At 37.4% G+C, this 12,812-nt stretch carries 12 protein-coding genes; 9 read left to right on the forward strand and 3 right to left on the reverse strand.

What is annotated here, in order from left to right:
- Positions 1 to 14 precede the first annotated feature (14 nt).
- A complete protein-coding gene (locus WA352_RS05580; protein ID WP_119054920.1) occupies positions 15 to 1,391 on the reverse strand; it encodes a heavy metal sensor histidine kinase in 1,377 nt (458 codons plus the stop codon).
- The gene (locus tag WA352_RS05585) at positions 1,381 to 2,064 is read right to left on the reverse strand and encodes a heavy metal response regulator transcription factor (RefSeq protein WP_119054922.1); all 684 of its coding nucleotides are present in this window, start codon (positions 2,062 to 2,064) and stop codon (positions 1,381 to 1,383) included. The genes WA352_RS05580 and WA352_RS05585 overlap by 11 nt, the downstream gene beginning before the upstream one ends.
- Before the next feature lie 150 nt (positions 2,065 to 2,214).
- On the opposite strand from WA352_RS05585, the gene WA352_RS05590 reads away from it, so the two are divergent.
- The 3 genes from WA352_RS05590 (at position 2,215) to WA352_RS05600 (ending at position 5,483) form a co-directional block, all read left to right on the forward strand.
- Positions 2,215 to 2,565 (forward strand): hypothetical protein, encoded by a 351-nt coding sequence (locus WA352_RS05590; protein ID WP_002058521.1) that lies wholly within the window; start codon positions 2,215 to 2,217, stop codon positions 2,563 to 2,565.
- Positions 2,566 to 2,653: 88 nt separating this feature from the next.
- Positions 2,654 to 4,603: a multicopper oxidase domain-containing protein gene (locus WA352_RS05595; RefSeq protein ID WP_127472501.1), complete on the forward strand. Its 1,950-nt coding sequence runs from the start codon at positions 2,654 to 2,656 to the stop codon at positions 4,601 to 4,603.
- Positions 4,590 to 5,483: a copper resistance protein B gene (locus WA352_RS05600; RefSeq protein ID WP_125318919.1), complete on the forward strand. Its 894-nt coding sequence runs from the start codon at positions 4,590 to 4,592 to the stop codon at positions 5,481 to 5,483. Before WA352_RS05595 ends, WA352_RS05600 begins: the two co-directional genes overlap by 14 nt.
- 49 nt (positions 5,484 to 5,532) lie before the next feature.
- On the opposite strand, the gene cadR is transcribed toward WA352_RS05600, so the two are convergent.
- The gene (gene cadR, locus WA352_RS05605) at positions 5,533 to 5,937 is read right to left on the reverse strand and encodes a Cd(II)/Pb(II)-responsive transcriptional regulator (protein ID WP_004699715.1); all 405 of its coding nucleotides are present in this window, start codon (positions 5,935 to 5,937) and stop codon (positions 5,533 to 5,535) included.
- Between the two features lie 84 nt (positions 5,938 to 6,021).
- On the opposite strand from cadR, the gene WA352_RS05610 reads away from it, so the two are divergent.
- The 6 genes from WA352_RS05610 (at position 6,022) to WA352_RS05635 (ending at position 12,809) form a co-directional block, all read left to right on the forward strand.
- On the forward strand, positions 6,022 to 7,317 hold the full coding sequence (locus WA352_RS05610) for a cation transporter (protein WP_127472504.1): 1,296 nt from the start codon (positions 6,022 to 6,024) through the stop codon (positions 7,315 to 7,317).
- Positions 7,318 to 7,327: 10 nt separating this feature from the next.
- Positions 7,328 to 7,585 carry a FeoA family protein gene (locus tag WA352_RS05615; RefSeq protein WP_004722330.1) on the forward strand — a complete coding sequence of 86 codons (258 nt, stop codon included), beginning with the start codon at positions 7,328 to 7,330 and terminating at the stop codon, positions 7,583 to 7,585.
- A complete protein-coding gene (gene feoB / locus WA352_RS05620; RefSeq protein WP_127472502.1) occupies positions 7,575 to 9,404 on the forward strand; it encodes a ferrous iron transporter B in 1,830 nt (609 codons plus the stop codon). The genes WA352_RS05615 and feoB overlap by 11 nt, the downstream gene beginning before the upstream one ends.
- Positions 9,405 to 9,529: 125 nt before the next feature.
- The gene (locus tag WA352_RS05625; protein ID WP_004699723.1) at positions 9,530 to 9,934 is read left to right on the forward strand and encodes a hypothetical protein; all 405 of its coding nucleotides are present in this window, start codon (positions 9,530 to 9,532) and stop codon (positions 9,932 to 9,934) included.
- A gap of 80 nt (positions 9,935 to 10,014) precedes the next feature.
- Complete coding sequence (locus WA352_RS05630) at positions 10,015 to 11,319, forward strand: TolC family protein (RefSeq protein WP_004699724.1); 1,305 nt, start codon at positions 10,015 to 10,017, stop codon at positions 11,317 to 11,319.
- Positions 11,319 to 12,809, forward strand: a complete 1,491-nt coding sequence (locus WA352_RS05635; RefSeq protein ID WP_004699726.1) for an efflux RND transporter periplasmic adaptor subunit — start codon at positions 11,319 to 11,321, stop codon at positions 12,807 to 12,809. The genes WA352_RS05630 and WA352_RS05635 overlap by 1 nt, the downstream gene beginning before the upstream one ends.
- Positions 12,810 to 12,812 lie beyond the last annotated feature (3 nt).

Consider the following 12,812-nt stretch of genomic DNA (forward strand, 5'->3'; position numbering starts at 1 on the left):
TAACCGAGATATCACTAATTTTTAAAGATAATTTTAAAAGAAATATGTCCCTCGTTATAAGTCGCTTGAATGGAAGCTCCATGCACATCAAGAATAGATTTGGTAATTGCTAAACCAAGGCCAGTACCTTCTTCAACTCTCTGTCTAGATACATCTGTTCGATAAAAACGATCGAATAACCGATTAAGTTGTTCTGATGATAGTGGGGAGCTTTCATTTTCAATGATGAATGTTGTTGTATCAAAGTTTTGTTGGCATGTGATTTTGATGACCGAATCTGATTTGCCATATTTAATTGCATTCGATAACAAGTTACTTAAAGCGCGGCGTAGCATTAAAGGATCACCTTTTATACTACCTGAACCACACTGTTCGAGTGACATTCCCTTTTCAGCAGCGATAGCATCATAAAAATCAAATAATGCTGAAACTTCTTTAACTAAATTAACTTGTTGTAGGTTAGGTAAATGTAGACCATGTTCTGCTTTTGCCAAAAATAGCATATCAGAGACCATGCGAGCTAAATGCTCAAACTCTTCTAAATTTGAAAATAGAACTTCCTGATAAGTATTAATATCTCGACTACGTGATAAACATACTTGAGTTTGGGTCATCAAATTGTTAATAGGTGTTCTTATTTCATGAGCAAGATCAGATGAAAAATCTGAAAGTTTTTCTACAGCGGCTTCTAGCCGATCCAACATGTCATTAAAAGCGACAGCCAGTGATTTAAGTTCGGTTGGAGTATTTGCTACTTCTAAACGTTCAGAAAGATGTTGAGCTGAGATACCCTCTGCTACTTTTGCCATTTGTTGTACTGGACGTAGTCCTCGCCATGCTGCGAACCATCCTAAGAACATTAAACAAATTGTACCCACAAATCCAATGTATAAAAGTTGACGTCTAAAGTCATTTAAGAAATGTAGATGCTCAGAGGTATCGATTCCAACGATAATTTGAGCTGATATAAACGAGTCATTATGATCAAAAGTCTTTTTATAAATTAAGCCACGATAAGTCTTATTTTTAATTTCCCATTCAAGCCATGGATCTTGTTTTGATTTGTTGAGTGCTCGGGGATGAATTAGTGATGGTGCTGAGCTAAAAATAATTTGACCCGTTGGACGTTCAATTTGGACAATCAGGTCGTGATGTCCAATCAAGGCATCTTTTAAATATAAATTCAATTCTTGAGAATTAGAAGGATTCTGTTCTAATAGATTCTCTATAAGTTGAATTTTACCTTCTAATTGAGTTCGGTCTTGAGCTTCGAAATGATGCATTACGAGTTGATGAATGACCAATCCCATAATCATTAAGATCGTAATTGTAGAGAGAGAAAAGATGATTGCAATACGAAAGCTGATTGCATTAAACAATTTACGAGTCATCTTCAACCTCTAAAACATAGCCCATACCCCGTATGTTCTGGATTAGCTTAGGGGTGAAGTTGCTGTCAATTTTATTTCTTAATCGTTTAATAGCAACTTCTACTACATTGGTATCACTATCAAAATTCATATCCCAAATTTGAGAAGCTATGAGTGCGCGTGGTAAAATTTCACCACGTCTACGCATAAATAATTCCATAAGAGCAAACTCTTTGGCTGTAAGATCAATCCGTTGCCCAGCGCGAGTGACGCGGCGTTTACGAAGATCAAGTTCAAGATCAGCAATTGTAATAAGGTTACTATCTTCTTTTTGTTGTCCCCGTCGGAGTAAGCTTTTAATTCGTGCTAATAACTCAGCAAAAGCAAAAGGCTTGACTAGATAATCATCAGCACCTAAATCCAAGCCTTTCACACGATCTTCAATTTGATCACGTGCTGAAAGAAAAAGAATAGGCATAGTTTTGCCACTTTTTCGGATATCATAAATGATATCCCAACCATCTAGCTTTGGAAGCATCACATCTAAAATGATGAGGTCATATTCTTCGGAAAGCGCTTGATGTTTACCAGATAATCCATCCGTTACCCAATCCGTTATATACCCAGCTTCAGATAGACCTTGTTTAAGGTAGTCACCGGTTTTTTGTTCATCTTCAACTAGTAAGATTCTCATTGATAAAAATCCCATATCACTCATTAAGAACATAATAACGTTATAAATACGTGATTCGTTGTAGATTACAAAAATGTCATTTTCATGTCACATAGATGTTCAGTGGTAGCCTTTAAGGTATTTGTATAAAGTTAATTTTTGGAGCAAAACATGAAAACTCTATTCCGTCGTAGCTTAACTACACTTATGTGTATTGGAACTTTAATTGCAGGAACTCAGTCTTGGGCAGCCGATGCTAAACAGGGAACCACTGTAGTCACTGAAACTAAAGCGGACTCAAAAATGTCAGAGAAATGCCAAAAACCTTGTAATATGAAGAATGATGAGAAAACCCAACAGGATCATAGTCAGCATGAGCATGGCAATATGGCTGATATGTCTCAGATGGATCACTCTAAGATGATGAATATGGATCAGTCTAAAATGGGTAATATGGATCATTCAAATATGATGAACATGGACCACTCAAAGATGAACATGTCAAATACATCAAATAAATAACAAATACGATAAATGAAAGATTGGGGAGATTAAAGCGAATAATTGGTTTGCTTGAGCTCCCCATCTTTATATTAGATAGGTGAAATAAATGTCTAAAAAATTAAGTCATGTCCTTTTAATAGGAGTTGGTTTATTTTCATCAACTTGGGTAATGGCGGCAGTTAAAGAATATGATTTAACAATCGCTGAACAAACTGTAAATATCACAGGAAAACCAGTTGAGAGAATTACTGTAAATGGTAAATTCGTTGCACCACTTCTTGAATTTGAAGAAGGTGATGAGGCCGTTATCCGTGTTCACAATAAGTTAAAAAATCAGGACTCTTCAATCCATTGGCATGGCTTATTATTACCTGGAATTATGGATGGTGTACCTGGATTTAACAAATTTAATGGCATTGCCCCTAATAAAACTTATGAATATAAGTTTAAAGTCCGCCAAAATGGTACTTATTGGTATCATTCACATAGTAAAGGACAAGAACAAGACGGTTTATATGGTGCTTTTGTTATTTATCCTAAAGATAAAACTCCACTAACAGCTGCTGAAAAAACCGATAAAGATTACGTTGTTTTGCTTTCTGATTTTCATAATTCGACAAGTGATCAAATTATGAAAAATCTTAAAAAAGAAGCAGACTACTATCAGAACCGCCGCGAAACAGTATTCGATGTATTAAAACAAGTTAAACGTGATGGGCTAAAAGCGACTTGGCAAGACCGTTCTATGTGGAATCAGATGCGAATGCTGAAAACAGATATGTCCGATGTGACTGGTTATACATTTTTAATGAATGGCAAGACACCTCAGCAAAATTGGACGGGTAACTTCAAAGCTGGTGAAAAAGTTCGCCTTCGTTTTATTAATGCTTCCGCTATGTCATTCTTTGATGTACGCATTCCAAACCTAAAAATGACTGTAGTCAGTGCTGATGGTCAACCTGTAAAGCCCGTTCCTGTAGATGAGTTCCGTATTGGTACTGCTGAAACTTATGATGTCATTGTGGAACCAAAACAAGCACATTACCAAATTGAAGCTGAATCTATTGATCGTACTGGTTTTTCGGTTGGAACCTTACATGATGAAAATACCTTACCTGTAAAACAAATTGAGATGCCTAAACCTCGTCCTCGCTCTTTATTGACTATGGAAGATATGGGGATGGATCATGACATGTCTTCAATGCAAGGTATGAATCATGATATGTCTTCTATGAAAGGTATGAATCATGATATGTCTTCTATGAAAGGTATGGATCATGATATGTCTTCTATGAAAGGCATGAATCACGATATGTCTTCTATGAAAGGTATGGATCATGATATGTCTTCAATGAAAGATATGAATCATGATATGTCTTCTATGAAAGGCATGAATCACGATATGTCTTCTATGAAAGGCATGAATCACGATATGTCTTCTATGAAAGGTATGAATCATGATATGCCGATGAATAGCGCTACTGTTAAGTCGGCTTCAGACAAGAATGATAATACCGTATTTGGATGGGCAAATGCTTCAACACCCGTTGGTCAAAAAGCACTCCAGTATAGTGATTTACAATCTTTAAACCCTCAACCAGATACTCGTGCCCCTGAACGTGAAATGGAAATCCGTCTTGGTGGGAATATGGAGCGCTACATTTGGACAATTAATGGTAAGAAGTTTAATGAAACAGAACCATTCAAAGTGAAATATGGGGAACGTATACGCTTGAAATTTGTGAATGACAGTATGATGGCTCACCCAATGCACTTGCACGGTATGTTTATGCAGCTTGAAAATGGTCAAGATCCAAGTAATATGCCAAATAAACACACGATCATTGTGCCACCGGGGAAAACAGTTACAACTTTACTTACTGCTGATGAATTAGGTGAATGGGCTATCCACTGCCATTTGTTATATCACATGGCAGCTGGAATGATGAACAAACTCATTGTGGCAAATGTAGATAGCAATGATGTTGATTCAAAAAGTATCGTTGCCCAACCCCATGCAAATGATAAGGGAGTGAATCAACATGCAAACCACTAAAAAACTTTTTTCAAAAACACTTTTATCAGTTGCTTTAATTGGTTTAGCAGGTATGGCATTTGCGAATGATAATTCGACTGAAAATCTAAATAAGAGTACTTCAAGTATGAATGTGCTTTTAAGAGAATCAGGCGGATTAGGTTATGTTGAACGCAATGTTGCTCAAAAAACTTCAAAAGACAAAGGAATTGAAACTTTAACTCTTAGCCAAAATCATGATAAACATCTGAACGAGCATGGTGGGCAGATTTACCAAACAACTAAATTTTCCAATGAGTGGATAGTTGATAAAGATGGTAAAGGCAGTTTAGGTTCGAGTTTCGAAACATTGATTGGAACAGATGAAAATCGAATGTTTGTTGAAGCCAATCTGAATAAAGCAGAGAGTAATGATCCCAATTATGATGTATCAGCTCTTTACAGTAGAAATGTTGCACCATTTTGGGATGTTCAAGCTGGGGTAAGGTATAGTGAGGACAAAAATAACCGTAATAGTAATCGCATTGATGGCGTTATTGGATTATTAGGTCTTGCTCCTTATTTCTTTGAGACAAAAGCTTACCTTTATGGTGGTGAAAATAATTTTTGGGGAGCCAGTTTTGAGTTTGATCGAGATTTATTACTCACTCAAAAGCTAATTACTCAGCCATATATTGCAGCAGATATTGTGCTTAATGATAATTCTGATTTTGCTGCAAAGTCAGGTTTGTCTGAGTTAAAGACAGGTATAAAAACTCGTTACGAGATTAATAAGCGTATCAGACCATTTGTTGATGTCGCTTATCAATATGAAAAAGGGCAGAAATTAACAACTTTTCAAGAAGCTACAGATTCTGAAAAGGGGTGGTTATACGGGGCAGGTATTGAATTAGTTTTCTAAATATTTTATTAAGAATGAATAATGGTGATATTCCATTATTCATTCTTAATTATTTTAAACTTACGGATAACCCTTCAAGTACTTTACAAGAGTTAATTTCCAAAAAACCAGAGCATTTACTTCTTAAATCAGAAAGTTGTTGCTTAAGCTGAATCTGTTTTTGGATATTCTGCTCTAATTGATGAATATGTTTATCAACTAAGATGTTAATAGAACTACAGTTTCCACAAGGTTTGTCTTTGTATGCTAATAAAATTTTTATTTCGTCCAAGCTCATATTCAAAGTTCGGCAATTAAGAATAAATAGAAGTCGCTCTAAGTGGTCTTTGTTATAAAGTCGATAATTAGCTTCCGAACGATTAGGGGCTAGTAATAAAGCTTCTTTTTCATAAAACCGTATTGTAACAACAGGGCAACCGGATAGCTGAGATAATTCACCAATTTTTAAGTTCATTTCAAGTCACCTGATCTATTGACTCTATAGTAGCTATAGGGATTTTAATATGCAATACGTGAAGATATGACTATAGGCACATCAATGAGTGGTTGCGGTTGTAATCAAGAAAGTTCTTGTGAAGACACTAAGCAAAAACAAAATGAATCAAAAACAGATTCTTGTAAAATTAAAGATTTAGCTACAGAAGAAAGCAAAAGTTCTTGTTGCGATAATGAGGTACAGCAAGAACCTACCCCTGATGAAAAAGATTCCTGCGGTAGTAACCAGCCGTGCTCTAAGCCGTCGAATTCATGCTGTGGCCCAGATACTATAAATTTACCAGAGCAAGTTCGTGGCAATGAAAGTATAGTGGCTTTCATCAGTGACTATAGCATCCCGAAAATGGATTGTTCCGCAGAGGAACAAATGGTTCGGATGACTTTATCTTCATTGATAGATGTTAAGAGCTTGGTTTTTGATTTGCCGAACCGAAACCTAAAAGTTCTGCATAATGGTGAAAGTAATGAAATCACTACAAAACTTGAAGTTCTTGGATTTGGGGCAAAATTAAATAAAACTGAAGTTTATGAAAATAAAGAACAAGCACAAGAAGCTAGTACTTTTCTGATTCCGAAGATGGATTGTTCGGCAGAAGAGCAAATGGTAAGAATGGCACTTTCTCCCTTGCATGAAGTTAAAGGTTTATCTTTTGATTTGGCGCAAAGACAGTTAGTTGTTTTCCATACCAATGGGATTAATGAAATTACCACAAAACTTGAAGCCCTTGGCTTTGGTGCAAAGCTTGTGGAAACGGTAAAAGCTACGGGGGAATTGCCTGAAGCACCTGATCCAACTAAGCAGGCGAAAGTACTAAAATTATTATTAGCGATCAATGGTGTTCTTTTTTTTATTGAATTCATAAGTGGCATTATCGCCGAATCTACAGGTCTTATTGCCGACTCTCTTGATATGTTTGCTGATGCTGCTGTTTATGGTATAGCACTTTATGTAGTAGGAAAAGCAGCTAAGTACCAAGTAAAAGCAGCTCATTTCGCTGGTTGGATTCAATTGTCATTAGCTCTTGTTGTTATTGTTGATGTGATTAGGCGCTTTATTCTAGGTAGTGAGCCTGAATCTAGCATAATGATTATTATTGCTTTCTGTGCACTTATTGCAAATGTTGCCTGTCTCTATTTATTGACAGGCCACAAAAATGGAGGTGCCCATATGAAAGCAAGTTGGATATTCACCGCAAATGATGTAATCGTTAATATGGGAGTCATTTTTGCCGGTGTACTTGTGACATGGACTAGCTCAGCTTACCCTGATTTGATTATTGGTATCCTCGTTTCATTGTTCGTGCTTAACGGCGCTAGAAAAATTTTGGCGTTGAAATAAGGTGCAGACAATGAATTTATTTCAAGTAAAGCAAGACCAAATTGTAAAAATCATTGATCTTAAAAAGGGTGATCAGTATCAAGATAAAAATGATCCTGTTCTAGAGCGTTTAGAACTGCTGGGCTTTAGAGTAGGTGAATCCTTACAAGTACTTGCAAAAGGGCTTTTTGGTGGTGACCCCGTATTGGTTCAAATTGAAACCTCACGTTTCGCATTAAGAAAAAATGAAGCAGAACGAATTTTTGTAGAGATTACCAATGAACACTAAAAATATTGCACTCGTTGGTAATCCCAATTGCGGTAAAACATCACTTTTTAACACCCTCACAGGGACTCGTCAAAAAGTTGCTAATTATGCTGGGGTAACGGTAGAACGGAAAGAGGGTTTTTTTAAATTACCTTCTGGCGATACTGTACGAGTACTGGATTTACCTGGGACTTACAGTTTAAAGCCAAGTAGTTTAGATGAAGAAGTAACTAGAGCAGTCTGTTTTGGCGAGTTAAAAGGTGAAGTTATACCTGATATTTTTGTATGTGTTGTGGATGCTACGAATCTTCATCTTCATTTAAGTCTTGTACTTGAAGTCAGAGCTTTAAACAGACCAATGTTACTTGTTCTTAACATGATGGATGAGGTTAGAAAACGTGGTATCTCGATTGACACATCAAAATTATCTCAGCTCTTAGGTATTCCTGTTGTTGAATCGATAGCTGTAAAGACAAAAGGGATTCAGGGTTTATTAACGCAGTTAGACCAAAAAAATTTGTTTATTTCCCCTTATCATTCTGATCTAAATCATTTCGACCAAATCAAAGATATTACAAAACAGGTCATATTGAAGAATGATAATGGTGATAAACGAACGGCTTTCTTAGACAAAATATTCTTACATCCATTTTTTGGATTATTAATATTGACCTTTACCATGTTTGTAATGTTTCAGGCTGTTTTCATTTGGGCTCAACCATTAATTTCCTTTGTTGAGGATTCGATTTCATGGTTTGGTGGGGCGATAGGACCTCTGATCACTCATCCACTTTTAAGAAGTTTGGTCGTTGATGGTGTAATTGCAGGTGCTGGTAGTGTACTCGCGTACATGCCTCAAATTCTGATCTTATTTTTCTTTATTTTAATTTTAGAAGAATCGGGATACTTACCTAGAGCTGCTTTTTTGTTAGATAAGCTGATGTCTAAAGCTGGTTTAAGTGGGCGTTCATTTATTCCACTACTTTCGAGCTTTGCTTGTGCAATTCCCGGAGTCATGGCGACTAGAAGTATTAGCTCTGAAAGAGATCGTTTAGCAACGATTATGATTGCACCTTTAATGACTTGTTCTGCACGATTACCTGTATATGCTTTGCTGATCGCTGCATTCATTCCAAATAAGTTGGTTTATGGTTGGCTCAGTTTACAAGGTCTAGTTCTGTTCGGGCTTTACATGTCAGGAATCGTATCCGCTTTATTGGTTTCTTTATTCCTGAAATTAGTCAGAAAAGATAAAACTGAAAGTATTTTCATTTTTGAATTACCTACATACCGTATTCCAGATGTTCGAAATGTAGCTTTGGGGCTTTATGATAGAGCAACTATATTCTTAAAAAGAGTTGGTGGAATTATTGTCGCACTTTCTATTTTATTATGGTTCTTGGTAACGTTCCCTTTACCACCTGATAATCCAACAATGCCACCAATCAATTATAGTATTGCTGGACAGTTAGGGCATCTAATCCATCCAATATTTGCTCCGATTGGATTTACTTGGGAAATTTGTATTGCTTTGATTCCTGCAATGGCAGCTCGTGAAGTGATTATTGCTGCGTTAGGGGTGATCTATGCAATGTCTGGTGATGAAGATGCAGTTACCCAGACTTTATTATCTCAAATATCTGGTCCGGATGGATGGGGGCTAGCGACAGGTATGTCATTGTTAGTTTGGTTTATCTTTGCCCCGCATTGTTTAGCAACACTAGCGACCATTCGAAGAGAAACAGGGAGTTGGAAACAACCAGTCGTAATGGCTGTTTATCTCTTTTCATTGGCTTATTTATTTTCCTTTATAACTTATCAAGTTATAAGTCGGTTTTAATTTAGAAGGCGGTTGTTGATATAAACCAACAACCGCTGTTTAAAGAATTAGTTTAATTAATTATAGGATTGTTATTTACAGGATAATCTGTAAAACTAAAAAGGTTAAATTTTGGTCTTGATGTTATGCACTTGTTAAGGACATGCTTATCGCTGTTTTTATCTTTTGCTATCCTAATTGTAGGATCGGCAGCAGCTGCTGCATCTGTACATAGCCCATGTTTAATGTCATCTCAAGATACACAATCCATGCAAATGATGAATTCTGAAGATCATGAAAAAGCAAGTGCTATGCACATGGATTGTATGAAAGCTGAGGTAAAGATTAAGAAGCAATTACATGATCCATCATGTATGTCTAAGCAAGATTGTATTATGTCATTTTCTAAAATTGCATATACATCTACAGCGCTGGATGTTTTGCAGTCGATGATTTTTTTACCTGCGGAACAGTCTACTTTTTCTCCATTAAATCAAAATTTCATCTCATCTGATCTTTCCAATTTATGGAAACCCCCACGCTTTAACTAATTTGATGATTCTTCATCATTCATAGAGTTTTCTATGGGTGTTCTGCACGTGCGCGTGTACATCATTTTAGAGCTAAAAATATGAACTTTAATAAAGGAAAGCTGTCCCTAAAATGGGGTGGATGCTCGATTGCGACGATCTGTTTTTTCTTGAGTTATGGACATGCTTATGCCCAGCCACTGACTTTGGATACAGCATTGAAGCTTGCTGAGCGATATGCGCCTGCTCTAAGAGCTAATAGTGCTCAGATTGAAGGTGCTGAGAATATAGTTTCAGCTTCAGGTATTTTGCCCAATCCTAAACTATTTGTGGGTCTCGATAATTACCCTGTATCAGGTGATGCTGCATGGTCTGTCACACAAGAGGGGATGACGATGCAAAAGATTGGCATCATGCAAGATTTTCCAAATCGTGCCAAAAGATTAGCTGAAGTTGAATTAGCAAAAGCTGAATTGGGTTCAGCAAATGCTCAAACAGAAATTCTGCGAATTGAGTTACGTCAAAAAGTAGCATCGGCATGGCTTAAACGTTTTTATCTTGAGCGTAAACTGGCGTTATATGATGACCTTCTTTCAGAAAATGGATTGCTATCCCAGATTACACAAACACAGGTTGCGTCTGGTCGAACCATGGTTGCTAATACAATTTCCCCTAGGCTGGACAAAACTATTTTGCTTGATCAAAAAGATGATTTGCTTCGAGATATAAATAAGGCAAAACTAGAATTACACCGATTAATCAGTGAGGATTCTAGTGGTACAACTGAAATAGAAAGTTTGCCTACCCAAGAACCTATAATTAATTTTGATACATCACGTTTATATCATCATCTGCATCAACACCCTGAACTAAAAGCATTCCAAGCAGAAAAGCAAACTGTTGAAGCAAAGCTTAAGCAAGCCCAAGCCCTTCAAAAACCAGATTGGGGTATTGAGCTTGCCTATCAGCATCGTGCTCCTGAATTTGGAGATATGATTGGTGTACAACTGACAACAGAACTACCAATATTTTCAAAAAAACGTAGTGGTCCGCTCATTCAGGCAGCATTAGCTGAACAAAATCGGATTACAGCAGATCAGGAGATAAAATACCGCGACCATCTCACCATGTTAGATGAGGGGCTATCGGATTTAAAAGCTCTTGAAAGACAAATCCAACGTACCGTTCAAAGTACACTTCCTTTGGCTAAAGAAAAAGTAACTTTACAGTTAGCAAGTTATCAGGCTGGTAAAGCCAATTTGTCAGATGTCATTGAGACACGACAAGCATTACTAAATCAGCGATTACGTCTCATCGATTTACAACAACAGCAAGCAATTATCAAAGCCCAGCTCTATTTTTCTTTTGTAGAACCCACCTTAAACCATGCTGAGGAGTCAAGATAATGTTAAAAAATAAATTGGCATTTGTAATTGCTGGCTTGATTGTGGGCAGCTTGGGAGTCGGTAGTGGGATTGGATATTGGTATGCGCATCAAAATGATGAAAAGCAAACTGTAAGTGATCAGGCAACTGCTAAAGTGTTGTACTGGTACGATCCAATGAAACCAGAACAGCATTTTGATAAGCCAGGGAAATCCCCTTTTATGGATATGCAGTTAGTCCCTAAGTATGCGGATGAAAGTACTTCTGGAATAACTGAAAGTGCAGGAGTAAAGATTGATCCAGCTCTTCAACAAAATCTAGCCATTCGTTATGCCACAGTCGAACAGGCTGTAATGGGCAATACCTTGTTAACCAATGGCATATTACAAGCGAATGAACGACAGGTAGCAATTCTGCAAACACGAGCAAGTGGTTTTGTTCAGCGTGTTTATGGCCATGCAGTCGGGGATATAGTGACTCAAGGGAGTCCGATTGCTGATATTTCAATCCCTGAGTGGACTGGGGAACAGACTGAGTTTTTGGCAGTACTTAAAATAGGAGACCGTTCTCTTATTCAAGCAAGTCGACAACGCCTACAGCTTCTGGGCATCCCACCAAATGTGATCCATCAAGTCGAACGGACACATCAAGTACAGTCTAATATGACTTTGAGTGCTCCTTTGAGTGGATTCATTGACTCACTAGAAGTTCGTAGTGGAATGGCTTTAGCTATGGGGCAAACACTTGCCACCATTAAAGGCGTGAATCCAATTTGGTTAGAAGCAGCAGTGCCTGAAACGCAAATTGCTGGGATAAAGCGAGGAGATAAAATCGAAGCAACTTTTGCTGCGTACCCTCAAAAAGTGTCTGGCAAAGTCATTGATATTTTACCGACATTAGATACTACAAGCAGAACCATAAAAGTTCGTATTGAGTTACCCAATAGAGAGGGGCAACTCAAGCCCGGAATGTTTGCTTCTGTCAAATTTTCCAACAATCCTCAAAGCAGTTTAGTTGTGCCAGAGCAAGCTGTTATACGTACAGGTACTCGTAATATTATTATTGTCGCACATGAAAAAGGGCGTTTCGAACCTGTTGTTGTACAGTTAGGACAGAGTGACGGAAATAAAATAGCAATTCTACAGGGTTTGAACGCTGGTCAGAAAATCGTGATTTCGGGACAATTCCTAATTGATTCTGAGGCCAATTTACAGGGTGTACTGGATAAGCTGAACACTGGACAATCGATTACATCATCTCAAGTGACTAAGGCATCAATATACCAAGGCATTGGTAAAGTGGAAAAAGTTACAGCTCAAGACATTACCATTTCACATCATGCAATTGCTGAATTGGGGTGGGGGGCTATGACCATGAGCTTTAAACAACCAGTACAACCATTTACCCAAATTCAGCAAGGCGAGCAGGTCAGTTTTCGTTTTACACGTGTTGGGGATGCTTATGTTATTTCTGACATTTCCAAGATGTCTATGACATCTATGCAGAACTAAACG

It is taken from the genome of Acinetobacter sp. 102 (genome assembly GCF_037028485.1).
In the GTDB taxonomy this organism is placed as follows: domain Bacteria; phylum Pseudomonadota; class Gammaproteobacteria; order Pseudomonadales; family Moraxellaceae; genus Acinetobacter; species Acinetobacter higginsii.